Below are 24,214 nucleotides of genomic sequence, written 5' to 3' on the forward strand. Positions count from 1 at the left end.
ATAATTAGTATGCAATCAGAACGACTTTCCATAAAACAAATTTTTAAACATTTTATTAGTGCTATAAGAGGTAAAGAACAGGATTTTACTACAATCAGTATTAGACGGGCCATTTTTATGCTCTCTATACCCATGATCTTAGAGATGCTCATGGAATCGATTTTCGCTATAGTGGATATATTATATGTATCTCAAGTAAGTGTTAACGCTGTGGCCACTATTGGTTTAACTGAATCTGTAATTACTTTAGTTTATGCAGTTGCTATTGGATTAAGCATGGCGGCGACTGCTATCGTCGCTCGCAGAGTTGGTGAAAAAGATATTAAGGGTGCGTCTCAAGCTGCAGTTCAGGTTATTTTTCTTGGCGTAGTTGTCGCTGCTATTGTTGGGGTAATTGGTGTGATTTATGCCAAGGATATTTTGGCATTGATGGGTGCTGAACCTGATTTAATAGCCGAGGGATATGGCTATACTCAAGTGCTTTTAGGAGGAAACGTTACCATAATGCTCCTGTTTTTAATCAATGCTGTTTTTAGAGGTGCAGGAAATGCATCTGCGGCCATGTGGACATTGATTTTGAGTAATGGATTGAATATTATACTCGATCCTATATTCATTTTTGGCTTTGGACCTGTACCTGCTTATGGGGTAGAAGGGGCAGCAATAGCTACTACAATTGGTAGGGGAACAGCAGTAGTATTTCAACTAGGAGTGCTTTTTTACGGATACACAAAAATTAAAATTCATTTCAGGGACTTGGTTTTGCGTGTTGGGGTCATGTTCAACCTTATTAAGGTGTCGTTAGGAGGAATAGGACAATTTTTAATTGGTACCTCGAGTTGGGTGTTTTTAATGCGAATTATGAGTGAATTTGGCAGTGAAGTGCTTGCTGGTTATACTATAGCTATTAGAGTAATGATGTTTACACTGATGCCCGCATGGGGAATGAGTAATGCTGCTGCCACACTTGTAGGACAAAATCTTGGAGCAGATCAACCTGAACGCGCCGAGCAGTCGGTGTGGAAAACAGGAAAATACAATGCTTGGTTTATGGGCTTGGTTTCAATAGTTTATCTTGTGTTTGCACCTCAGATTATTTCGTTGTTCAATACAAATCCAGATGTTCTTAAATACGGTAGTCTTTGCTTAAGGGTAATTGCAGCCGGCTACATTTTTTATGGTTATGGTATGGTTGTGATCAATTCTTTTAATGGAGCAGGAGACACCAAAACACCAACTTATATCAATTTTATCTGTTTTTGGCTGTTCCAATTGCCGATAGCCTATCTTATGGCCATTACTTTTGAAATTGGTCCTGTAGGCGTATTTTCTGCAATTACACTTGCCGAAATCGCTATTGCTGTTATCGCCATTATATGGTTCAAGAAAGGTCATTGGAAGTTGGTTAAAGTTTAAAGATTATTTGTAATTTTAAATCGAATAAACATATTATATTATGTCTAAAAGTAAATTTGGAACCAATACCATTTGCACTCATGTTGGCGAAGTGTTAGATGAGCAATTCAAAGGGACGGTTTCACCAATTTATATGTCTACGGCCTACGCTTTTGACGAGGTAGATATAAAGCGCTATCCACGTTATTTTAACACTCCTAATCAGGAACAACTTGCTAAAAAAATAGCGGCCTTGGAACATACTGAAGCTGCTTTGATTTTTGGTTCGGGAATGGCGGCCATTAGCACCATGTTTTTAGCCTTTCTTCAGAAGGGTGATCATGTCGTAGTTCAAAACACGATTTACGGAGGGACCAACAACTTTATAAAGGAAGAACTACCTAAATATGGCATTGAGTATACGTTCACTAACGGATATGAAGTTTCTGAATTTGAAACGGTGATTCAATCAAATACAAAATTGATTCATATTGAAACACCTTCAAACCCATTATTAACCATAACCGATTTAAGAGCTATTGCGAAACTGGCAAAATCAAAAGGCATTATTACAACTATTGATAACACATTTGCTAGTCCAATTAATCAAAATCCAATTGATTTTGGTATCGATGTCGTAATGCATTCTGCAACCAAATACCTTGGAGGGCACAGTGATATTTTGGCTGGTGTAGTAACCAGTTCAAATGAAAACATGGAAAAAATTTGGCAGGTAGGACGAAATTTAGGTGGCAATTTGAGTGACTTTATGGTTTGGATGCTAGAACGAAGCATGAAAACTTTAGCTTTGCGGGTTAAAGCTCAAACTAGAAATGCTAAACGATTAGCAAAATACTTAAATCGTCATGAGGACGTAAAATGCGTCTATTATCCAGGTCTTAAAAGTCATCCGCAATATGAATTGGCAAAATCCCAAATGAAGGGATTTGGAGCCATGCTATCTTTTGAATTGGCCGATGGTTTGGATGCTTTAGCTTTTCTAAAAGAATTAAAGTTGATAAAATCTGCCATGAGTTTGGCTGGTGTAGAAAGTACAATGGTGTCACCGTATTTAACTTCGCATGCACTATTAACACAAGAGGAACGAGATGTTATTGGAATTAGTGATCGTTTGATTCGATTTTCTGTAGGTATTGAAAATAAAAAAGATTTAATTTCAGATATTGAGCAAGCGATTTTAAAGGTTAAAACTTCAAAATTAAAATTGCACTGATGAGAAAAGAACGCTTTAGGGCGCTTGTCGAAGATATTTCAAAAATATATTGGCTAGTACCTATTATAAAATTTAATAAGGAAGGACATTCATGAAATTAGATATATTGGCTTTTGGAGCCCATCCAGACGATGTAGAACTTGGTTGCGGGGCTACACTTGCAAAGGAGATTGCCAACGGAAAAAAAGTTGGAATTGTTGATCTCACTAGAGGTGAGTTAGGTACTAGAGGTACTGCCTACATAAGAGATCAAGAATCTCAAGATGCAGCTAAAATTCTAGGAGTTGCTATTAGAACTAATATGGAATTTGCCGATGGTTTTTTTGTCAACGATAAAGCACACCAAATAGAACTTATTAAAATTATTCGTAAGTATCAGCCTGAACTCGTTATTTGTAATGCTATTGATGATCGACATATTGATCATGGTAAAGGAAGTAAATTAGTAAGTGATGCCTGTTTTTTAAGTGGATTATTAAAAATTGAAACTAAATTTAATGATAGCGCAGAGCCACAAAAACCTTGGAGGCCAAAACAAGTCTATCATTACATACAATGGAAAAATATAGAACCCGATGTGGTGGTAGATGTGTCGCATTTTATAGATACCAAGATGGAAGCAGTTTTAGCTTATAAAACGCAGTTTTATGACCCAAAAAGCCAAGATCCTGAAACCCCAATATCTAGCAAAAATTTTAGTGATAGTATTGTATACAGAGCAAGAGATTTGGGAAGACTAGTAGGCGTTGAATATGCTGAAGGCTTTACAGTTGAACGGTTTCCTGCAGTTAATAGTCTTTTTGACTTAAAATAATATTTAAAAATCTTTGTAGAAAAAAGGAAATCATTTACATTTGCAGTCCAATTGAAAATGGTGGTTGTAGCTCAGTTGGTTAGAGCATCGGTTTGTGGTACCGAGGGTCGTGGGTTCGAGCCCCATCTTCCACCCAAAAGTTTAAAGCCTTTCGAGTTATCGAAAGGCTTTTTTTGTGAAGAGATCTTATAGTATTTAAGAGTTTAAGCCTTAGTAACTATAGAAAACAAAAAAGTCTTTCAATGTTAATTTTTGAAAGGCTTTTGTTTATCTAAAATAAAAGTTTAATTCACTTCTTGAGCCTTATCAACCACGACTTTATTAGCTCTATTAGCAACTTCCCAAGCGGTATAAAACACTAATCGTGTTCTATTTTCTAATAAATCATATTCAATTTTATCTGGTGTGTCGCTTGGTTTATGATAATCGGCATGAGTTCCATTAAAATAAAATATAATGGGAATGTTGTTTTTAGCGAAGTTGTAATGGTCAGATCTGTAATAAAAACGATTAGGATCGTTTTCATCATTGTAGGTGTAATCTAAAGTGATATTAGTGTATTTTTTGTTAACGGTTTCAGATAATTTGTGTAAGTCGGTACTTAACTTATCTGAACCAATAAGGTAAATATAGTTTCTGTCACCATTACGTTTAGGGTCGATACGGCCAATCATATCAATATTTAAGTTAGCCACAGTATTCTCTAACGGGAAAATAGGATCATAATCGGTGTAATATTTTGAGCCTAAAAGTCCTTTTTCTTCCCCAGTAACGTGTAAAAATAAAATGGAACGTTTTGGACCATGTCCTGCATCTGCTGCTTTTTTAAAGGCTTCAGCAATTTCTAATATAGCTATAGTTCCAGAACCATCATCATCAGCACCGTTATAAACTTCACCATTCTTGATGCCTTCATGGTCTAAATGTGCCGAAATCACCACTATTTCATTTGGAAAATCTGTTCCTTTTATAAATGCCACTACATTTTCTGAAGAAACTTCTTCACTATTTCCTTTTACATCAATACTTATTGAAGTTTGGATTGTTTTTGGTGCAGCGTCATCGAGGATTTTAGCGTAAAGGGCTTTTCCTAATTTCTCTGTTACTAAAAACTGATATAACTCTGCTTCATTACTTTTAAGAGAAATTCGACCTGCATTTGATGATTTAGAGGCTGCTTCGTAGTAATACGCTAATCTTTTAAAGGAATCGTTGTCATCCATCAAGATTATAGCTTTAGCACCTTTTTCCTTGGCTACGTTTCCTTTAGATGCTCTTGCTTGTCTTCCATTAACCCACTTTGTAGTTTCTTTTGTTCCAGATGTCACATATGTGCCATCAGCATTTTTGGGTTCTCCAGATTTAATCAACACCACTTTTCCTTTAACATCTAAATTCTTGTAACTGGAGTAATTTTCGTCTTCAATTCCATAGCCTGCATATACAATTTCTGAAGCGTCTATAGTTGTTGAAGCAGCACTACCTATAGCAATGTAATCTTCATAATTTTTGAACTCTGTACCATTTATAGAAATTGCAACTTCAGGCAATTTTTGCTTTTCTAAAGGGACTTCCTGAAAATAATCATCACCAGACAAGGGCGAAGCTATTCCCATATTCATATATTGTTCTTTTAAATAATTGACCGCCTTTTTTTGACCAGGCTCGCCTGTTTCACGACCTTCAAATTCATCTGAGGCATAAACGTAGAGCATTTCTTTAAGCTCCTCGGCCGTAATGGTATTACCATAAATAGTGGGATTAGTACCTACAACTTCTGGAGTTTGAACCGCAACATCATTGGTAGAGTTTTGGCGGGTTGAACTACAGCTTAAAATTAAGGCTACTAAAAAAATAGGAAAAATTACTTTTTTCATTGTTAAGACAAGGTTTATTATTTGATGACTATTAAGTCTTAGATGTGCGAATTAAGTATTTATTTTAATCGCAGTCGCGATAATACAAAAAACATAGAAGACTGTAAATTGTTTGTATACTCTTTTAACAAACTTTAACAGCTTAAATACTAAATTTTGTCAACCGAAATACGATTGTTGGAATTTGCTAAATACCATGCTGTAGTAAAAATAAGTTGTGTTCGCTTTTGTAAAAGCGCGTAATCCAATTTGTCAGGAGTATCAGTAGGTTGGTGGTAGTCTTCGTGTTCTCCATCAAAATAAAAAATCACTGGGATATTATGCTGGGCAAAATTGTAATGGTCAGATCTGTAATAATAACGATTGCCATCATTTTCACTGTTGAATTTGTAGTCTAAATTGAGATGTGTAAATAGATTGTTAGCAGCCTCAGAAATGTAATGCAATTCAGTGCTCAAACGGTCGGCACCAATAATATAGACATAATTAGGGTCTTCTTGGTGAAATTTATCAACTCTCCCAATCATATCCATATTTAGGTTCGCGATTGTATTTTCAAGTGGAAAAATGGGATATTTTGTATAATATCTAGAGCCTTCAAGACCCTCTTCTTCACCAGTAAAATGTAAAAAGAGAATACTTCGTTTAGGGCCGTAGCCATTTTGTTTTGCTAATTGAAAGGCTTGGGCCATTTCTAATAGGGCAGCAGTACCAGAACCATTGTCGTCTGCGCCATGATATACCTGATTGTTCTTCATCCCAAGGTGGTCGGCATGACTAGAGATAATGAGAATCTCATCAGGATATTTAGAACCCTCAATATAGGCTACAATATTTTGTGAGCCTTCAATATCGCTAAAAAAGAAAGATTTTGGGATATGCTGAAAATAGGTATCTCCTAATGGCGATAAAATGCCTTCATTTAGATAAAAGTCTTTAAGATAGTTTGATGCTTTGTTAAAGCCAATATCTCCAGTTTTACGGCCGTAGAAAGAATCCGAAGATAATATGTAAACGTGATCTTTGAGTTCTTCAGAAGTTATTGAGTTGGCATAATTACCTATACGTTCTACATTTTCAAAGACTATACTGTCTTTAATGTTTTGAATCTTTTCCGTATAACGTATGGTTGCACATGAACCCACAAGTGATAATGCAGATGCAAAAATGAATACTTTCATGTAATAATCCCCTAAATTTCAGCCAAATAAAATAAAAAAAACACTAATATCGAAGGAATACCTTGTTTATTTTAGAGTAATTATTCATCTAGTTCAATTTCCTCTAATATCTCTAAAGCGTCTTGTTCTGATTCAGATTCTTTTTGAATCATCTCTTCAGTATCGCCAACTTCAGCTACTGTAAACACACTTTTATAGGTAGAAAGTGAAATAGCGATAATAGTCAATAAAAATACAAGCTGAATAGACTTTTTAGGCAATTGTTTTTGCTTGGCAAAATAAAAGGCAATTAGCCCAAACACTAATGCTGCAATAGATGGGATATAAGCGATTTTGAATAAAGGTGTCACTGATAAAATCACCGCCAAAATTGAGGCTATAAATCCTAATACTACAAACAGATTTCTCATAATTAAATTAGTTTTTTAACCCAGTTGCCGACTTTATTTTAAGCTCTCCGCTACCAACCGCTATTTTAAATTTAGCATAAACAGGTACTTTATTCGCATCTGCTGTTAACCATAGTAAATTGTCATTACTTCCCTTTAAAATAGTGCTGTTGTCCAAAGATATGGCCAGTTTATAACATTCTTTTTCACCTATACTTGTTGAAATAGTTTCTTTACCAATAAGCTTAACTTTTATGGTCTTTTCTTCATTGTCAAATAGAAAAGTAAAATTTTGTGTGTCGCCAGGTTTTGCTTTATGAATATCTAAATTTCTAATATGATAAATAGTTGAGACAATATCTTTTGTGTTTTTACCAATCTTCACATTTTTTTTTTCTTCAATATTTCCTGAACGCTTCTTTTTACGCATAATGCTTTCAACATTTTGCGATTTATGGTTGTACTTATATTGTTCAAACTTATTATAAGTACCTTCATTAATATCACGCTTGTATAAATAAGGCGTTAAGGTTGTTGGGCTCACATAACTTTCATATAGGTCTCTTATTTTGAAATAACTATCAAAACTGCTATACGTTGCTGCAGAACATTTAAGTCGTAGCAGTGTAGAACTTGAAGTTTTGACTTCACTTGTCTCCATGGTGACTTGGGCAATTTCGGTGAGTAGGCCGGACATATTATATGAAGCCGAGAAGGTTAATTTTTCTCCAGAGCCAATCGCATTATTTTGAGCGCCTACTACGAAAGGAAAAAAAATGATAAAAAGTACAATAGATCGAAGCATAAAATTTAGTTTGTTGATATAACGCATTTATTAGCATTTATTATGCCAAAGGTATTATTCTTTTTAGAGAATAAAAAAACGCTCCATTTAGTAATGAAGCGTTTAGTTTTTTGCGGAGAAAGAGGGATTCGAACCCCCGGAGGTGTGACCCTCAACAGTTTTCAAGACTGCCGCATTCGACCACTCTGCCATTTCTCCTTTAGCGGTTGCAAATATAGAACCCTTTTTTATTTCTTTCAAATAAAAGCTGTAAATTTTTAAACAAAATATAGAAGCATTGAATTTATTTATCAATCTAATGCGACATCTATGATATCATATATTACTTTTGTGGAAAGATTGAATTTAAGATGGACATCATTAATCATTTGAAATGGCGCTACGCAACTAAAAAGTTTGATGCAAAAAAAATATTATCGGACCATAAAATTAATATTCTTAAAAAGGCATTTAATTTAACAGCGACCTCTTTTGGACTACAAACCATAAGTATGGTCATTATTTCTGATAAAGCAATGCGAGAGCCTTTGTTAAAACATTCTTATTATCAAAAACAAGTCGTTGATGCATCACATTTATTAATAATTTGTATTCAAGAAAACATTACTGATGATGATATTGATATGTTGTTTGATAATACAAAGTCCATTAGAAAAACGCCAGAACACATATTGGCACCTTATCGAAGTGATCTCAAACAGTTAATGAAAGAAATGACCATAAAAGAGCGTCAAGAATGGTCTATTAAACAGGCTTATATAGCTTTAGGAAACCTAATGACTGTTTGTGCTGTTGAAGAGATTGACTCCTGCCCAATGGAAGGCTTTTCCTCTGATGACTATGACGAAATATTTAATTTAAAAGAGAAAAATTTAAAATCGGTTTTATTATTGCCTGTAGGTTATCGAGCAGACGATGACATGTTTGCCGACTTTAAAAAAGTACGTAAACATATTACCGAAAGTATAATAGAACTTTAGTAAAAACATAATCAATATGCCAGGATTTGAACTTTTTGGACAGGCTGAACGCACCCATGTAAATGATGTATTAGACAATGGTGTACTAATGCGCTATGGTTTTGATGGTATGCGCAATGGACATTGGAAGTCTAAAGAACTTGAAGTTGAACTTCAAAATACTTTAAAAACCTCTTATGTGCAATTAGTGTCCAGTGGTACTGCAGCTGTTTCAGTAGCATTAGCGGCCGCAGGTATTGGAGCAGGAGACGAAGTGATTATGCCGACATTTACTTTTGTAGCCAGTTTTGAAGCCATTATGATGGTAGGAGCTATTCCTGTATTAGTGGATATTGATGATACTTTAGGCCTCGATCCTATGGCTGTAAAAGCGGCAATTACTTCAAAAACCAAGGCCGTCATGGTCGTCCAAATGTGTGGCAGTATGGCCCATATGGATGCCTTATGTAAAGTATGCGAGGAAAATAATATATTGTTAATTGAAGATGCTTGTCAGGCTATTGGAGGAAGCTATAATAATAAGCCTCTAGGTAGTATAGGCGATTTAGGCTGTTTTTCATTCGATTTTGTAAAAACTATAACTTGTGGTGAAGGTGGAGCAGTGGTGACCAATAATAAGGATTACTATATGAATTCTGACCATTTTAGTGACCATGGTCACGACCATGTTGGTAGTGATAGAGGCGCAGAATCCCATCCATTTTTGGGATACAATTTTCGTATTTCTGAATTACATGCAGCAGTTGGATTGGCACAAGTGAAACGTTTGCCAGAATTTTTAGGGATTCAAAGGCATAATTATACTGTGTTGCGGACGGCATTATCGCAAATTCCTGAAGTTACATTTAGAACTGTACCAAATGGCGGGGAAGAAAGTTATGCCTTCTTGAATTTTTTCTTACCTGATTTAGAATCTTCTAGAAGAGCTTCAAAAGCGCTTAAAGAAGCTGGAATTGATGGCTGTTTCCATTATTACGATAATAATTGGCACTATATTAGAAAATGGGAGCACTTAAAGGAAATGAAATCTTTATTTCCAATTTCAAAAGAATTAAAGGAAGGATTATCGTATCTTGAATCAACAGACTTTTCACAATCAGACCGCTACATAGGACGAAATATTTCGTGCTTGATAAAACTCTCTTGGACTGAAGACGAATTGAAGAAGAGAGCTGATAAAATGGTAGATGTTATAAAGCGTGTAATTTAAATATTTTAATACCTAACATACTCAATTATTTCCAAGCCATAACCAATCATACCCACACGTTTGGTTTGTTCGCTATTGGATATTAAACGTAGTTTGTGAATGTTAAGGTCATGAAGAATTTGTGCACCGATTCCAAAATCTTTGTGATCCATCTCTATTCGCGGAGCTTTGACCACTTCACCTTCAATTTGACTTTCTTTTAAAATGTTCAAACGCTTTAAAAGGTTCATGGATTGTGCCTGTTGATTAATAAAGACAATAGCACCTTTGCCAGCATCATTAATCACTTTAAACATATCGTCGAGTTTTTCATCGGCGTTGTTAGTCAGAGTACCCAGAATATCATTATTTACTAAAGTTGCGTTGATTCTAGTTAAAACGGGTTCATCACTCAACCAAGTTCCTCTAGTAAGTGCGATATGTATTTGATCATTGGTTGTTTGGTTGTAGGCTCTTAAACGAAACTTACCAAAACGGGTTTCTATATCAAAATCTTCTTTCTTTTCAATCAACGAATCGTGCTCCATACGGTAGCGCACTAAATCTTCAATAGATATGATTTTTAGATCGAATTTTTTTGCCACTTTAAGTAGTTGTGGCAATCTAGCCATAGTTCCATCTTCATTTAGTATCTCTACCAAAATCCCTGCAGGTTTATAGCCTGCTAATCGCGCAAGGTCAACGGCAGCTTCGGTATGTCCAGTTCTTCGCAATACGCCACCATTTTTAGCTCTTAACGGAAAAATGTGTCCTGGCCGACCTAAATCTTGAGGTCTTGTTGTTTCATCGACCAAAGCTTTAATGGTTTTAGCTCTATCATGAACAGAAATCCCTGTGGTACATCCATGACCAATCAAATCTACCGATACAGTAAATTGAGTATGGTGTAAAACCGTATTATTCTGGACCATCATATTAAGATCTAATTCACGACATCTATCCTCTGTTAGAGGTGCACAGATAAGTCCTCGTCCGTTGGTTGCCATGAAATTTATCATTTCTGGAGTTACCTTTTCAGCGGCTGCGATAAAATCGCCTTCATTTTCTCGATTTTCATCATCAACTACAATTATAACTTTGCCATTTCTTATATCGGCAATGGCTTCTTCTATTGTATGTAATTTGATTTCTTGTGGCAAGGTTGTAGAGCTCATGTAAATTAAAATGTATGCAAAGATATGGCTTATTTTATATTTTCCGAACAACTTCTGCTCAAGTCTTCCTTGAGTTTGTTTTTAATGAAAAAATGGGCAAGCATGTAAAAAGGAAAACCAAAGGCCATCATTAAAGGATGAATTCGCTTTAACTTAACGTTCGTTCTAGTGTAAAATTTTGAAATTTTAATCGAAACTACTGCAAAATAAAATAGGTATAGACCTAAACCAATGAGGCTTAAATCTATGGAAGCTGCAGCAAATTCAGGTAATTTATTGTTTTTGAATACGAAGTGTAATATTAATAAAATGACCCCAATACTATACAATACTAATGCAAATTTGGAATACGCTATCCCATCTTTTACTGTTGCAGTAGAATCAACATGATTAGTATCTACAGTGAGACCTTTTAATTCTAGTTCTTCAATTGAAATACCACGATCAAGCAATGTGCTATAGGCTACAGATTTTACACTTGCAGCATAATTATGGTGTCTATAATTTTTAATAATGTCAACAAGTAAATCATTATCAAAATTGATAAAGGCATTGGGTTCAGCTGTTCTAAAATTAGAATCAGAATCTTTCTGAATTTTTATTTTCAAAAATTTCTTTATAGGATCTAAATAGGTGTCAAATTCAAATAAACCACGATCTTTTGTAGCTCTACGTGTTAAAAAGATACTTAAGGGTAACATGATCAACGTTGATAGCCATGTGCCTAATACAGAACTAAACGATCCGTCTTGCGAACTGTTTTTTGCAAAAATGCCTATGAAGTGATAAGTTAAAAATAATAAAATAGCAATGACCAAAGGTAATCCAATTCCTCCTTTTCTAATGAGTGCCCCTAGTGGTGCACCAACAAAGAATAAAATGATACAAGCCAGCCCTAAAACGTATTTTTCGTGAAGCGATATTATATGTTTATTTAAATTTTTGGTGGTTGCCGCAGCAACAGTTTTTTTTGATCCAATAATCTGTGTAGTGCTACTCGCCGTGTTTTTGGCTAAATTTAAAAGTTGAATTTTGGTGGTTGTATTGAACAAACTTAAAATGTCACCATTGAATAAAGTATCTTTCTCTGGGGTAATGTTATCATTTAGATTGGCAAAAGAAGTTCTATTGTAAAGCGAACTTGAAAAATCTTTTAATTCTTTAGATTTACTGTCAACTAAACTATCAATAGTGTAGTTTAGTTCTTTGATATCTAGCATGCTAAAGCGGGTATCGTAACTTTTATCTTCTAAGTCAACATTATTGATGCCTTCTAAATCTACATTAATAGCATATTCATCAAAAGTACTTTTTGCATGTGGTTTCTTTACGGCTTCTCTAGGGTCTTTAGACAATATTTCGTCATAATAATTTCCATCATAGAGTACCAGTTGTAAAATATTGGACTTCTCACTGCTGATAAGCTCGCCAGTTTTAGAGGCTATCACAGTATAATTACCTGGGCGTTGCGGTTTTTTCTGGTGAATAATAACGTTTTTTAAGTACTGCCCACGATCGCCACTTTTCTCTTCTACCTTAATATTGTAATCACCAATTTGATTGAATTGGCCTTCAGCAATGGCCATGGCAGGTTGAACTTTGGCAATGTTTTTTCTTAAATTATAAAAATTGAAATTTGCCCAAGGAATTACGTTGTTAGAAAAAATGAAGGTGACAATTCCTAAAAAAACGATAAAAACGCTTAAACTTCGCATGGCGCGCTGCAATGAAATTCCGGTTGATTTCATGGCGGCAAACTCATAGTTTTCAGCAAAACTTCCAAAAACCATAATTGAGGCCAATAATATGGTTAGTGGTAATATTAAAGGAATTAGGGTAGGAGTAACATAAATTAGAAATTTTAGAATCACATCAACGGCCAAATCCTTACCTGCAAGCTCACTAATATATAACCAGATAGACTGTAAAATAAAAATGAGCATGAGTATAACAAACACGCTCAAAAAAGTCTTTAAGTAGGTCGTTAATATGTACCTATCCAGTATTTTCATTTAGTGGTGGCCTAATCTAATTTATTAATGTAGTAGTCCTTGTATTTGCTTTTATCAAATTTAAATAAGGATTTTGAGATAGGCTCGTTGGTTTTAAAAGAATTAACAGTTAAGGTAGTTCTTGTTCCGTTTTTGCCAATTTCAATGAGATTATAAATATGTTTTGTTGTAGCGTCAATACCTAAAAGTACTTGTTTTATTTCTGAATTGGTATCGATTGGATTAAGTTTTACATACTGAATTTTTCGCCCTTTTACATCTTGAACTATATCCATGGCATAAGTGTAGCCTTCTTCGTAAAAGGAAAGCATTTTGCTTGGTGTTATAGTGTTTTCATCTTCTGTATTATCTGAAGAGATGGTAACTTCTTCATCTTCGGGGTTAATGGTATACATGGTTTTACCATCAAAAATTCTAGTTACTCCCAAAATATTTAGTACATATTTTTCACCTTCAATCACCACATCTCCTCGTGTCACCTGATTAATGTTTTCGCTAGTATTCTCTAAAGCATATTTAAATTCGATCGAGATATTGTCGTAGCTTTTAACTTTCTTTGATACCTCATTCAACAAGGCTTTTGCTTTATTGGCATTTTGGCCAAAACTAATTAAGCCTACAGCAAATATTCCTAAAATCAATATTTTTTTTACGGTTTTCATAATATGATAATCCTTTAAATTCCTTCGTTTTCTAAATGTTTGTCTAAAGCCGCTAAATCAGGAATCAATACCTGTCTGGCTTTACTGCCTTCAAAGCCTCCAACTATTCCAGCGGCTTCTAATTGATCAATTAAACGACCGGCTCGGTTATAACCGAGCTTAAGTTTACGTTGTAATAACGATGCAGAGCCTTGCTGCGCGGTAACAATAACTTCAGCAGCTTCTCTAAATAATTGATCTCTATCGGAGATATCAATATCAAGACTTGTGCCACTTTCCTCACCAACGTATTCAGGTAACAAATAAGCTTCAGGATAAGCTTTCTGACTTCCTATGAACTCTGTAATTTTATCGACCTCTGGTGTGTCTACAAATGCACATTGAATTCTTATTATATCATTGCCTTGGGTATAGAGCATATCTCCACGACCAATAAGTTGGTCAGCGCCTGATCCATCTAAAATGGTTCTTGAATCTATTTTGGATGTTACCCTAAACGCAATTCGGGCTGGGAAATTCGCTTTAATAATTCCTGTAATTACATTAACAGAAGGACGCTGTGTTGCAATAATTAAATGAATACCAATTGCTCTAGCAAGTTGAGCCAATCGGGCAATTGGTGTTTCAACCTCTTTTCCGGCAGTCATGATCAAATCGGCAAACTCATCTACGACCAAAACTATATAAGGCAGAAATTGATGGCCTTCGTTCGGATTTAGTTTTCGTGCTTTAAACTTTTCATTGTATTCCTTGATGTTACGACACATGGCATTTTTAAGCATTTCGTAACGGTTGTCCATTTCAATGCACAAGGAATTTAAAGTGTTGATAACCTTGGTGTTGTCTGTTATAATGGCATCTTCACTATCGGGCAATTTAGCCAAATAATGACGTTCAATTTTGTTGAACAGCGTAAGTTCTACTTTTTTAGGATCAACTAGGACAAACTTAACTTCGGCTGGATGTTTTTTATAAAGTAAAGAGGTTAGTACAGCATTTAGTCCTACTGATTTACCTTGACCCGTTGCACCTGCCATTAATAAATGGGGCATCTTTGCCAAATCTACCACAAAGGTTTCATTGCTAATAGTTTTACCAAATGCAATTGGCAGCTCCATTTCCGATTTCTGAAAACGTTGTGCAGCAATCACTGATCGCATGGAAACGATGGTCGCATTTTTGTTTGGCACTTCAATGCCAATGGTTCCTTTCCCGGGAATTGGAGCGATAATACGGATACCTAAAGCCGAAAGTGATAAAGCGATATCATCTTCAAGATTCTTGATTTTGGAAATCCGAATCCCAGCATTAGGAACAATTTCATAAAGTGTTACGGTTGGTCCAATGGTCGCTTTTATGTTAGAAATACCAATATTGTAATTTCCTAAAGTCTCTACAATCCTGTTTTTATTTTCTTCTAACTCTTCTTGATTAATGGTAATGCCTTCGGTTTCATATTTATTTAATAGGTCTAAAGGCGGAAATTGATATTTACTCAGCTCTAAAGTTGGATCGAATTGACCAAAATCTTCAACGAGTTTGTTAGAAAGGTTATCGGTCTCTGAAATTTCTTCTTTAGTGGCTTCAACTTCAATATTTAATTCATCTTCATCTGGAGTCACTTCCACTTTTAATGGGGCTGAAGGTTGTTCTCTCGTGGAATGTTTTTCGATTGTAGGTTTTGCCTGTTCTACATTAAGTTCAAATGCCGATTTGATGTCTTCAGCTTCAGCAGTTAAATTATTATCTAAAGCAATGCTTCGGTCGCCGTCTAGTATTTCATCAGAATTAAAATCACTTGAGATGTCTTTCTTCGCACGTCTAAATAGATTGACAAAGCTTTGGCCAGTGACTTTAAATCGAATCGCTAAATAGGTTATTAAACCAAACAAGAGTAGGAGGGCAGTACCAATTTTACCCATATAATCCTGAAAAAAACTATTCATTTCAAAACCAATAGTTCCTCCTAAAACGTCATAGATATTTGCGAAAAATCCAAAAAATATGGAAAGCCATATGGCTATAAGTGTTCCCCAAATCCAATGTTTACGCAATTTAGATTTGTTAATGTCTAGTGTGATATAAACACCGGTCAAAAATATTAGACCAGCAAATATAAACGAGGCAATTCCAAAGCCTTTGGTAATAAACAAATCACTTACCCAAGCACCAAGCTTATTTAACCAATTCTCTGCTTTGACATCACGAGATGACAGTTCTGTTAGTGTGCTCTGGTCTACTTTACCTGTAAAGAAAAATGATAAAAAGGCAATAAATAAAAGGATGCCAATAATAATTAGCAAGCTGCCAAAAATTAGTTTTTGTTGACTTGATAGTTTAAAATTTGGCTTTTTTAATTTTGAAGTAGTATTGCTTTTAGTTTTGGTTTTCTTCTTCGCCATCAACGCTTTGTTAGATTGAAACAAAAATACAAATTACTAACGTTTATCCTAACGGAATTAGTATTAAAAAACTTTAGGAAAGTAAATCACGATAGCCCCAATAACGGCGGCTATTGAAGCAATAAATACGGCACCAGCAGCAATATCCTTTATGCGACCAATTGCTAGGTCATGTTCCGGATGAATATAATCGGCAATATATTCTACAGCTGTATTTACGCCTTCAATACTCATGACAAGACCAATAAATACAATTTGAAACAACCATTCGGTTTTAGAAATATTAAAGTAAAATCCAGCAATAGTAATTAAAACCGCAATAACGAACTGAACTTTAATACTCGATTCTGTTTTCAATAAATACCAGGCACCTTTAAATGCATAGCCTACGCTTTTTGCACGGTTCAATAAAAAGGATTCTTTTTTCGTCATTGTTTTAGTATTCGCTTTTGCCGAACTAAAATTAAAAGCCAAAATTAAGGATAATTTCAATTCAAAATTAATTTTCATTTAACTTATAAAGTGTTTTTGCTGTGCTATTGAATTTATTTCTCATAAATTTAGGCAGACAAAGAAAATGTACAATGAGTGAATTAAAAGAAACAATCATTGCATTACAAGCCCAATCAAAAGCATTGGAGCCCGATGAATCTGTAAGAAACAATTATGTTTCAAAAGTGCATGACTACGCAAATCAATTTTTAAATAGCCTGTCTCATGCTCCTGCATATAATTCCTCAAATGAGACGCAAGGTATTTTTCAAGTGAATGGTAATAAAAAATCTATAACCGAAATACTTGATATTTATACTGCCGAAGTTGCTCAAAAAGGCATTAACGCAGCCTCTGGTTCACATTTGGGTTATATACCTGGCGGTGGAATTTATACATCGGCATTAGCTGATTATATTGCTGATGTTACTAATGAATATGCGGGGATGTATTATGCATCTCCTGGAGCCGTGGCTATGGAAAACGAGCTGTTAAATTGGTTAAAATCCATTTTTGGTTTTCCTGAATCTGCAATTGGTAATCTTACTTCTGGAGGTTCTATTGCCAATTTAATTGCCCTTGCGGCTGCTAGAGACAAGTATAGTGTAACAGCTCAACGTATCCCCAAAAGTGTTATTTATGTAAGTAACCAAGTGCATCATTGTATTAACAAGGCGCTTCGTATTATTGGTTTGGTTGAAGTTATTGTTCGGCATGTAGATCTAGATGAGGCTTCAAGGATAAATCCTGACGATTTAGAACAAAAAGTCAAAAGTGATCTTGCTAATGGCTTATTCCCATTTTTAGTTATAGCATCTGCTGGAACTACAGATACCGGTGCTATTGATCCATTAGAACCTATTGCAAAAATTGCTAAAGCATATAATTTATGGTATCATATTGATGCCGCTTATGGCGGATTTTTTGTTTTAACCGAAGAAAAAAGAACGCTATTGAAAGGTATGGCTTTGGCCGATTCGTTGGTTGTAGATCCGCACAAAGGTCTGTTCTTGCCTTATGGTATTGGCGCTGTTTTGGTTAAAGATAAGGAGGCCGTTTACCATTCCAACCATTATCGTGCTAATTATATGCAGGATACCTTGAATGATGATTCACCAATAAATCCGGCTGATGTATCTCCAGAACTTACAAAGCATTTTAGAGGCTTTAGAATGTGGTTGCCATTACAACTACATGGCATTGAACCATTTGTTGCATGTTTAAGAGAGAAATTGCTGTTGGCTGCATATTTTAGAGCAGAACTTTTAAAACTCGGATTTATGCTAGGTCCTGAACCCGATTTGACGGTCAGTTATTTTTGGTATTCTACCGGGAATGATCAAGAAAATGAATTCAATGAACATTTAATGAAAGAAATCCATAATGACGGTGAAGTCTTCTTAAGTTCGACCAAAATCTCTGGTAAGTTTGTTATTCGTATTGCAGTACTCTCGTTTAGAACTAAACTGGAAACAATTGACCGTGCCATTAAAATGATTGATAAGGCTTTAACTAAAGTTAAGGCTGTTTTTTGATAGAAAAAAAACCTTTTGAATTTTCAAAAGGCTCTTGATTTATCGCAATTCTGCACCCAATTCTTTTTCAAAATTACTTTGCAGTTTTTTCATGATTTTATCAATCTGCTTATCTGTAAGTGTTTTGTTTTCATCTTGAATAGTAAAACTGACAGCATAACTTTTCTTTCCTTTTGGAAGATTTTTGCCTTGATACACATCAAACAAATCCACTTCTTTTAGTAGTTGCTTTTCACTTTGAATAGCGATGTTGTAAATTTGATCAAAACTAATGTTGTCATCTAATAACAACGCAAAATCTCTACGTACTTCAGGATATTTTGGTAGATCTTTAAATACAACCGAATTGTTTTTTGAAAGCTGAATGACATTATCCCAATTGATATCAGCAAATAAAACTTCTTGACCAATACCAAAGTGTTTCAAAATCTTCTTTTGAACGATTCCAAATTCTACCAAGGTGGTTTTACCAGATGAAAGTAATAAACCTTCACTTAACACATCGTTGGTAACCGGAGAAGATTTAAGTTGACTTAATCCAAGCCGTTCAAACAAAGCTGTAATTGTCCCTTTTAAATAAAAGAAATCACTTTTTTTAACAGTGTTAGTCCAACGGTCATTGTTGCGATCTCCTGTAATAAATAGCGCTAAACGTTTTAGTTCTTCTCTCTTTCCATTGTAATTGTGATAAGTTTTACCAAACTCGAATAATTTCAAGTCAAGACGCTTTCGATTAAGATTATAACTTACCGCTTCTAAGCCCGAAAATAATAGACTTTGACGTAAAACACTTAAATCTTGGCTTAAAGGATTCAGCATTTCAACATTATGCGCTTCATTTAATTTAGGACTTAAGGCAATGTATTTAGGAGATGTTAGTGAATTAGACATGATTTCATAAAATCCTTGAGATGCTAATTGGTCTCCAATGATATTCTGTAATTTATAATCTTCAAAACGCGAAGTTTGTGAGATTGAAGCATTTAATTTTTCGGTGGTTTTAATGTTGTTATAACCATAAACCCTTAAAATTTCTTCAATAACATCAGCTTCACGTAATACATCATTTCTATAAGCAGGTATAGTTAAGCCTAAACCGGTTTCGGTGACGTTATTAATTTTTATATCCAAAGACATTAAGATGCGCTTAATAATTTCTCTAGGGATTTCCTCACCAATTAATTTTTTGGCATTTTCAAAACTTAATCGAACTTGATAATCTTCAATCTTTTTCGGATAGATATCAACAATATCACTCGTGATTTCTCCGCCAGCGACTTCTTGAATAAGTAAAGCAGCGCGTTTAAGGGCATATTCTGTGATGTTAGGATCAATACCGCGTTCAAATCTAAATGAAGCATCAGTGTTTAAACCATGGCGTTTCGCCGATTTACGAATACTCACCGGATTGAAATAAGCGCTTTCAAGGAAAATACTTGTTGTGCTTTCAGTAACGCCCGACGTTACACCTCCAAAAACACCTGCAATACACATGGGTTTCTCGGCATCGCAAATCATTAAATCCTCCTCATGAAGTTCACGTTCAATATCGTCTAATGTTTTGAATTTAGTACCTTTTGGTAGCGTTTTAACAACAATTTTGTTGCCTGCTATTTTCACGGCGTCAAAGGCGTGTAATGGCTGTCCTAATTCGTGAAGTACATAGTTAGTAATATCAACCACGTTATTTTTTGGTGTTAATCCAATAGCTTTTAATCTATTTTGAAGCCAGGTAGGGGACTCTTCAACCTTCAATCCCGAAATTGTAACACCACAATAACGTGGAGCCAAATTCTTATTAACTACATCAATATCAATTTTTAAGGTTCTGTTGTCAACATGAAACGAACTAACCGATGGTGTAATAAGTTCTTTTTGGATGTCTTTTTGAAGTAATCCCGCTTTAAGGTCTCTAGCAACTCCATAATGACTCATGGCGTCGGCCCGATTAGGAGTCAATCCAATTTCAAAAACATGATCATTTTCAACGCTAAAAACTTGAGATAGCAATGTGCCAGGTTGAAGTGCGTTGTCGAGAACCATAATCCCATCGTGAGATGAACCTAGGCCCATCTCGTCTTCAGCGCAAATCATTCCATGGCTTTCTTCGCCTCTGATCTTCCCTTTTTTTATAGTCCAAGCTTCGCCGGTTTCAGTATATAAAGTTGTTCCAATGGTAGCAACTGGTACTTTTTGTCCAGCAGCGACATTTGGCGCGCCACAGACAATCTGTAATGGATCGCCCAAACCAATGTTAACGGTTGTAACTTTTAAACGGTCGGCGTTGGGATGTTGCACGCAAGTCAAGACTTCACCCACAACAATGCCTTCGAGAGCTCCTTTTACGGATTGAAAAGCTTCAATACCTTCAATTTCTAATCCTAAATCTGTTAACAGTTCTCCAGTTTGTTCTGGAGACCAATCTGTTTTAATGAATTGTTTTAACCAATTATATGAAATCTTCATTATCTTGCTTTAACGTCTAAAAATTTATCAGCCAAAGGGCTGATTACAAATTCGGCGTAAAGATAATAATACTGAATAGTTATAGAAACGGTAAATAATTTTTATTTGTAAGTATTTTGTCTTTATTTCGATTAAAATTTGAAAACCCTCAATCCATTATGCGAAAAATTCTTGGTATACTACTCATTATAGTTTCTTTTAGCTGTAAAAAAGCACCTGAATATGTTTTAAAAACTGGGGACTGGCGCGCTGAACTTCAGGTGTCAGAACAAGAAACTCTTCCTTTTAATTTTGAAGTTACCTCACCCAATAGTTTGAAAATTTTTAATGCCAGTGAGGTTATTTTTGTTGATGAAGTATTCTACAGCAATGATTCCGTGCGAATTAACATGCCTGCTTTTGAAGGTTATATTTCCGCAAAAATTAATGATAATACACTTCAAGGTGGCTTTATCAAAGAAAGCTTGGATAGGGTCGTGCCTTTTACGGCAACATTTGGGGTTACTCAACGCTTTGATGTGAAGGATGAAGCAACTGCCAATGTTGCTGGACGCTGGGAAATGGTTTTTAGTAAAGATGTGGTAGACGATGAATACATCGCTTTGGGCATATTTGAACAAGAAGGCTCTAAAGTGACCGGAACGATCAGGACAACAACAGGTGATTATAGATACCTCGATGGTGTTATGGATGGAAATACCATGAAGTTATCGGCATTTGATGGCGCGCATGCCTTTTTGTTTACGGCTAAAGTTAGTGATAGCAGCCTCGTAGGTACTTTTTATTCAGGAAATCATTTTAACGAACCCTTTGAAGCTCTACGTAATGAGAATTATGAATTGCCCGATGCTAATACGCTTACGTTTTTGAAGGAAGGCTATGATACTTTAGAATTTTCCTTTCCAAATACTTCTGGAGAACTGATTTCTTTAAGCGATATACGATTTAAGAATAAGGTGGTTATAGTTCAAATTATGGGGAGTTGGTGTCCTAACTGTTTGGACGAGAGTAAATTTTATTCAGAATATTATAATAACAATAAGGATAAAAACGTCGAATTCATAGCGTTAGCTTTTGAGTATGCTAAAACAAAAGAAAAGGCTTTTAAAAGTCTAGAGCGTCTTAAAGATGAAATAGGAATCACCTATCCAATTGTTTTAGCTCAATATGGAACTTCAGATAAGGCTAAAGCACAAGAAAAATTACCTATGTTGAATCATATCTTGTCCTATCCAACTACAATTTATATCGATAAGAAGGGTAAAGCAAGAAAAATTCATACCGGATTTAACGGGCCTGCTACTGGTGATAAATATGTTGAATTCAAAAACGAATTTGAAACCTTTGTAAATCTGCTTTTAAGCGAATAAGAGGCTTAATTAGTCTCGACATAGTTTTTGAAATTATTTAAAATTTGTTGCCAACCTGCTTTTTGTAGGTCTATTGGGTTTTGATTTTCGGCATCAAAAGTCGTTGATACTTCTGTTTTTTCTTCCAAGTTAGCAAAGGTTGTACTAACATACCTGCCATCTTGCATTGTAAATTCAATTTTCTTAAATGGAATAACTTCTTTATAAATACCTTCAAAATCAAAACCAAAGCTACCGTCTTTAGCTTCCATCCTTGAGCTTAATTTCCCGCCAACTCTCAAATCGTTTTGAGCCTTTGGGCAATGCCAGTTATCTGAAGCGAAATTCCATTTGGTGATATGTTCAGGAGTGTTGTAATAAGTCCAAACTTTTTTGGTGTCAGCCGAAATGGTTGCTCCAATTGTTATTTTAGTGGGATTCATGAAATAAATATTAAATGTTTCAACTTTAATTCATATTCTAAATTTAAAAAAAAGTCATCATACCAATGATTTATAGTCATAACTAAACAATCTTAAAAAACAGTTAATTAACAAATAGCGGATTGGATTTAACACAACACTAACAACTAGGGTGCGTTTTTGCGGCTAATTTGGAGCAATAAACTAATCTAAACAATCAAACATGATGCAAAACAACCTAATTAAATTTGTGCTTTGTGCAGTGTTATCTGTTTCTTCCAATAGCTTTGCACAACTGAATACACCAAGAGGTAGCCAAAGAGCAACGGTTACTCAAAGAGTAGGAACTACCGATATATCTATAGATTATTCCAGACCAAGCGTTAACGGCCGCGAAATATGGGGGCAATTAGTGCCTTATGGCATGAATAACTTAGGATTCGGAACATCAACAGCTGCACCTTGGAGAGCAGGTGCTGATGAAAATACCACCATTACGTTTGCGAATGACGTAAAGATTGAAGGAAAATCGATCAAAGCGGGGACTTATGGTTTGCACATTGAGGTAAAACCTGACGACAAGGCAACACTGATCTTATCAAATGACACGAAAGCTTGGGGAAGTTTTTTTTATGACCCAAGCCATGATGCCTTACGTGCTGATATTATAACTAAAACAGTTCCACATAGAGAATTGTTAACTTTTGAATTCAATACAGTTACTCCAAATTCCGCCATAGCTTCTTTAGTATGGGAGAAAAAAGAGTTTCCATTCACTATTGAAGTAGATGTGCCATCAATCGTTCTAAATGATTTTAGGGAACAACTTACTGGTCAATCTGGTTTCCTGAGGCAGTCTTGGGAGCAAGCCGCTAATTTTGCATTAAACAATGGAGCTAATTTAGATGAAGCTTTAGGCTGGATTAATAATGGCATTGAAGGGCAATTCTATAGTCAAAAAACCTTTGCAAACCTTCAGATTAAATCTCAAATACTTGATAAAATGGGTAAGGCTACTGAGGCGGCTGCCTTAATGGATGAAGCCTTACAATTGGCAACTATTTTTGAGGTTCATCAATATGGTAGAATACTTATTGCTCAAGGAAAAAAAGATAAAGCTTTACAAGTTTTTAAAATGAACGCAGAGAAGCATAAAAATACATGGCCGGTAGATGTTGGTTTGGCTAGAGGGTATTCAGCTCTAGGAGATTATAAGAAAGCTTTAAAACATTTAAAGATAGCAATGACAAGGGTTCCAGACGAAGCTAATAAAGTGGCTATCGAATCCAATCTTGCAAAACTTGAAAAAGGTGAAGATATCAATTAAAAAACGTTCAAATATGTTTTGAGTCCAACGGAAGTTGGACTTTTTTTGTTTTAATCCCAAACATATTTCCAAGATCCGTTTTTTTGACGCTTCCAAACGGAATGAAAAATTCCTGTATCTGTATGTTCTATTCCTGTAGAATCTGTATATTTAAATTGATACTCTCCATAAGTATATCCCAAGTCTCCAGATTTTGATACATCAATAAAGTCAGGCGTCCAAGTCAGATTTTTTGAGTTCATACCTTTGTAACGTTCATCTATGGCCTTTTTTCCAATAATAAGTGCATTGTTTCTCATTAATACTGCATCTTCATCTGCAAAGGCAACGAAAGCCTCATGCAAGCCCTTTTCTTTTACTAAAGCAGCAAATTGAGTCTCGGCATCTAGTATTTCTGCTTTCCACTGCACTGTAGAGTCTTTAGTTTTAGGGGTACAAGCGCCTAAAGTGAAAAGTAGTAATAAAGATTGAAATAAAATATGTTTCATAGTTGAATGAGATTGATGAT

The 24,214-nt window shown here is 35.1% G+C and carries 20 protein-coding genes and 2 tRNA genes; 9 read left to right on the top strand and 13 right to left on the bottom strand.

What is annotated here, in order from left to right; translation table 11 throughout:
• Positions 1–9: 9 nt before the first annotated feature.
• The 4 genes from ACFO5O_RS04780 (at position 10) to ACFO5O_RS04795 (ending at position 3,578) form a co-directional block, all read left to right on the top strand.
• A complete protein-coding gene (locus ACFO5O_RS04780; RefSeq protein WP_387961437.1) occupies positions 10–1,416 on the top strand; it encodes an MATE family efflux transporter in 1,407 nt (468 codons plus the stop codon).
• A 40-nt stretch (positions 1,417–1,456) separates the two neighbouring features.
• Complete coding sequence (locus ACFO5O_RS04785; protein WP_387961439.1) at positions 1,457–2,629, top strand: trans-sulfuration enzyme family protein; 1,173 nt, start codon at positions 1,457–1,459, stop codon at positions 2,627–2,629.
• Positions 2,630–2,720: 91 nt separating this feature from the next.
• Complete coding sequence (bshB1, locus tag ACFO5O_RS04790) at positions 2,721–3,443, top strand: bacillithiol biosynthesis deacetylase BshB1 (RefSeq protein WP_387961441.1); 723 nt, start codon at positions 2,721–2,723, stop codon at positions 3,441–3,443.
• Between the two features lie 59 nt (positions 3,444–3,502).
• Positions 3,503–3,578 (top strand) — tRNA-His (locus tag ACFO5O_RS04795).
• Between the two features lie 149 nt (positions 3,579–3,727).
• Here the strand turns inward: ACFO5O_RS04795 and ACFO5O_RS04800 are convergent.
• From ACFO5O_RS04800 to ACFO5O_RS04820, 5 genes are all read right to left on the bottom strand, one after another.
• Positions 3,728–5,320, bottom strand: coding sequence for a M28 family peptidase (locus tag ACFO5O_RS04800; RefSeq protein ID WP_387961443.1), 1,593 nt, complete (start codon positions 5,318–5,320; stop codon positions 3,728–3,730).
• Between the two features lie 149 nt (positions 5,321–5,469).
• Positions 5,470–6,501 (bottom strand): M28 family peptidase, encoded by a 1,032-nt coding sequence (locus tag ACFO5O_RS04805; protein WP_387961445.1) that lies wholly within the window; start codon positions 6,499–6,501, stop codon positions 5,470–5,472.
• Between the two features lie 80 nt (positions 6,502–6,581).
• Positions 6,582–6,911, bottom strand: a complete 330-nt coding sequence (locus ACFO5O_RS04810; protein WP_387961446.1) for an FUSC family protein — start codon at positions 6,909–6,911, stop codon at positions 6,582–6,584.
• A 7-nt stretch (positions 6,912–6,918) separates the two neighbouring features.
• The gene (locus ACFO5O_RS04815) at positions 6,919–7,695 is read right to left on the bottom strand and encodes a DUF3108 domain-containing protein (RefSeq protein WP_387961448.1); all 777 of its coding nucleotides are present in this window, start codon (positions 7,693–7,695) and stop codon (positions 6,919–6,921) included.
• A 113-nt stretch (positions 7,696–7,808) separates the two neighbouring features.
• A tRNA-Ser gene (locus ACFO5O_RS04820) sits at positions 7,809–7,893 on the bottom strand.
• Positions 7,894–8,045: 152 nt separating this feature from the next.
• Here ACFO5O_RS04820 and ACFO5O_RS04825 point away from each other — a divergent pair.
• Positions 8,046–8,675 carry an NAD(P)H-dependent oxidoreductase gene (locus tag ACFO5O_RS04825; protein ID WP_387961450.1) on the top strand — a complete coding sequence of 210 codons (630 nt, stop codon included), beginning with the start codon at positions 8,046–8,048 and terminating at the stop codon, positions 8,673–8,675.
• 16 nt (positions 8,676–8,691) lie between these two features.
• Positions 8,692–9,885, top strand: a complete 1,194-nt coding sequence (locus tag ACFO5O_RS04830; RefSeq protein WP_387961451.1) for a DegT/DnrJ/EryC1/StrS family aminotransferase — start codon at positions 8,692–8,694, stop codon at positions 9,883–9,885.
• A gap of 5 nt (positions 9,886–9,890) precedes the next feature.
• Here the strand turns inward: ACFO5O_RS04830 and ribB are convergent, their stop codons facing one another.
• The 5 genes from ribB to ACFO5O_RS04855 all read right to left on the bottom strand — a co-directional run bounded on the left by ribB (position 9,891) and on the right by ACFO5O_RS04855 (position 16,547).
• Positions 9,891–11,039 (bottom strand): 3,4-dihydroxy-2-butanone-4-phosphate synthase, encoded by a 1,149-nt coding sequence (gene ribB, locus ACFO5O_RS04835; RefSeq protein ID WP_387961453.1) that lies wholly within the window; start codon positions 11,037–11,039, stop codon positions 9,891–9,893.
• A 29-nt stretch (positions 11,040–11,068) separates the two neighbouring features.
• A complete protein-coding gene (locus ACFO5O_RS04840) occupies positions 11,069–13,051 on the bottom strand; it encodes an LptF/LptG family permease (RefSeq protein WP_387961455.1) in 1,983 nt (660 codons plus the stop codon).
• An 11-nt stretch (positions 13,052–13,062) separates the two neighbouring features.
• Positions 13,063–13,713 carry an outer membrane lipoprotein periplasmic chaperone LolA1 gene (gene lolA1, locus ACFO5O_RS04845; protein ID WP_387961457.1) on the bottom strand — a complete coding sequence of 217 codons (651 nt, stop codon included), beginning with the start codon at positions 13,711–13,713 and terminating at the stop codon, positions 13,063–13,065.
• A gap of 14 nt (positions 13,714–13,727) precedes the next feature.
• Positions 13,728–16,115 carry an FtsK/SpoIIIE family DNA translocase gene (locus ACFO5O_RS04850; protein WP_387961459.1) on the bottom strand — a complete coding sequence of 796 codons (2,388 nt, stop codon included), beginning with the start codon at positions 16,113–16,115 and terminating at the stop codon, positions 13,728–13,730.
• Positions 16,116–16,178: 63 nt separating this feature from the next.
• The gene (locus ACFO5O_RS04855; RefSeq protein WP_387961903.1) at positions 16,179–16,547 is read right to left on the bottom strand and encodes a diacylglycerol kinase family protein; all 369 of its coding nucleotides are present in this window, start codon (positions 16,545–16,547) and stop codon (positions 16,179–16,181) included.
• 152 nt (positions 16,548–16,699) lie between these two features.
• On the opposite strand from ACFO5O_RS04855, the gene ACFO5O_RS04860 reads away from it, so the two are divergent.
• Positions 16,700–18,142, top strand: a complete 1,443-nt coding sequence (locus ACFO5O_RS04860; protein ID WP_387961461.1) for a pyridoxal phosphate-dependent decarboxylase family protein — start codon at positions 16,700–16,702, stop codon at positions 18,140–18,142.
• A gap of 39 nt (positions 18,143–18,181) precedes the next feature.
• On the opposite strand, the gene pheT is transcribed toward ACFO5O_RS04860, so the two are convergent.
• Positions 18,182–20,608, bottom strand: a complete 2,427-nt coding sequence (pheT, locus tag ACFO5O_RS04865) for a phenylalanine--tRNA ligase subunit beta (protein ID WP_387961463.1) — start codon at positions 20,606–20,608, stop codon at positions 18,182–18,184.
• A 158-nt stretch (positions 20,609–20,766) separates the two neighbouring features.
• Between pheT and ACFO5O_RS04870 the strand changes: the two genes are divergently transcribed.
• Positions 20,767–21,978: a peroxiredoxin family protein gene (locus ACFO5O_RS04870; protein WP_387961465.1), complete on the top strand. Its 1,212-nt coding sequence runs from the start codon at positions 20,767–20,769 to the stop codon at positions 21,976–21,978.
• Between the two features lie 5 nt (positions 21,979–21,983).
• Here the strand turns inward: ACFO5O_RS04870 and ACFO5O_RS04875 are convergent, their stop codons facing one another.
• Positions 21,984–22,400, bottom strand: a complete 417-nt coding sequence (locus tag ACFO5O_RS04875) for an SRPBCC family protein (RefSeq protein ID WP_387961467.1) — start codon at positions 22,398–22,400, stop codon at positions 21,984–21,986.
• A 202-nt stretch (positions 22,401–22,602) separates the two neighbouring features.
• Between ACFO5O_RS04875 and ACFO5O_RS04880 the strand changes: the two genes are divergently transcribed.
• A complete protein-coding gene (locus ACFO5O_RS04880) occupies positions 22,603–23,706 on the top strand; it encodes a DUF2911 domain-containing protein (protein WP_387961469.1) in 1,104 nt (367 codons plus the stop codon).
• Positions 23,707–23,756: 50 nt separating this feature from the next.
• Here the strand turns inward: ACFO5O_RS04880 and ACFO5O_RS04885 are convergent, their stop codons facing one another.
• Positions 23,757–24,194, bottom strand: a complete 438-nt coding sequence (locus tag ACFO5O_RS04885) for a DUF4440 domain-containing protein (RefSeq protein WP_387961471.1) — start codon at positions 24,192–24,194, stop codon at positions 23,757–23,759.
• Between the last annotated feature and the right edge of the window lie 20 nt (positions 24,195–24,214).

It is taken from the genome of Geojedonia litorea (assembly GCF_042654525.1).
Lineage (GTDB): Bacteria > Bacteroidota > Bacteroidia > Flavobacteriales > Flavobacteriaceae > Geojedonia > Geojedonia litorea.

Bases quoted from the DNA above. Each gene is read 5' to 3' on its own strand.
- ACFO5O_RS04840 (WP_387961455.1), bottom strand. From the start codon at position 13,051: ATGAAAATACTGGATAGGTACATATTAACGACCTACTTAAAGACTTTT.
- ACFO5O_RS04885 (WP_387961471.1), bottom strand. From the start codon at position 24,194: ATGAAACATATTTTATTTCAATCTTTATTACTACTTTTCACTTTAGGC.
- ACFO5O_RS04850 (WP_387961459.1), bottom strand. From the start codon at position 16,115: ATGGCGAAGAAGAAAACCAAAACTAAAAGCAATACTACTTCAAAATTA.
- bshB1 (WP_387961441.1), top strand. From the start codon at position 2,721: ATGAAATTAGATATATTGGCTTTTGGAGCCCATCCAGACGATGTAGAA.
- ACFO5O_RS04810 (WP_387961446.1), bottom strand. From the start codon at position 6,911: ATGAGAAATCTGTTTGTAGTATTAGGATTTATAGCCTCAATTTTGGCG.
- ACFO5O_RS04875 (WP_387961467.1), bottom strand. From the start codon at position 22,400: ATGAATCCCACTAAAATAACAATTGGAGCAACCATTTCGGCTGACACC.
- ACFO5O_RS04880 (WP_387961469.1), top strand. From the start codon at position 22,603: ATGATGCAAAACAACCTAATTAAATTTGTGCTTTGTGCAGTGTTATCT.
- ACFO5O_RS04815 (WP_387961448.1), bottom strand. From the start codon at position 7,695: ATGCTTCGATCTATTGTACTTTTTATCATTTTTTTTCCTTTCGTAGTA.
- ACFO5O_RS04800 (WP_387961443.1), bottom strand. From the start codon at position 5,320: ATGAAAAAAGTAATTTTTCCTATTTTTTTAGTAGCCTTAATTTTAAGC.
- lolA1 (WP_387961457.1), bottom strand. From the start codon at position 13,713: ATGAAAACCGTAAAAAAAATATTGATTTTAGGAATATTTGCTGTAGGC.
- ribB (WP_387961453.1), bottom strand. From the start codon at position 11,039: ATGAGCTCTACAACCTTGCCACAAGAAATCAAATTACATACAATAGAA.
- ACFO5O_RS04830 (WP_387961451.1), top strand. From the start codon at position 8,692: ATGCCAGGATTTGAACTTTTTGGACAGGCTGAACGCACCCATGTAAAT.
- ACFO5O_RS04855 (WP_387961903.1), bottom strand. From the start codon at position 16,547: ATGACGAAAAAAGAATCCTTTTTATTGAACCGTGCAAAAAGCGTAGGC.
- ACFO5O_RS04870 (WP_387961465.1), top strand. From the start codon at position 20,767: ATGCGAAAAATTCTTGGTATACTACTCATTATAGTTTCTTTTAGCTGT.
- ACFO5O_RS04805 (WP_387961445.1), bottom strand. From the start codon at position 6,501: ATGAAAGTATTCATTTTTGCATCTGCATTATCACTTGTGGGTTCATGT.
- ACFO5O_RS04785 (WP_387961439.1), top strand. From the start codon at position 1,457: ATGTCTAAAAGTAAATTTGGAACCAATACCATTTGCACTCATGTTGGC.
- ACFO5O_RS04825 (WP_387961450.1), top strand. From the start codon at position 8,046: ATGGACATCATTAATCATTTGAAATGGCGCTACGCAACTAAAAAGTTT.
- ACFO5O_RS04860 (WP_387961461.1), top strand. From the start codon at position 16,700: ATGAGTGAATTAAAAGAAACAATCATTGCATTACAAGCCCAATCAAAA.
- pheT (WP_387961463.1), bottom strand. From the start codon at position 20,608: ATGAAGATTTCATATAATTGGTTAAAACAATTCATTAAAACAGATTGG.
- ACFO5O_RS04780 (WP_387961437.1), top strand. From the start codon at position 10: ATGCAATCAGAACGACTTTCCATAAAACAAATTTTTAAACATTTTATT.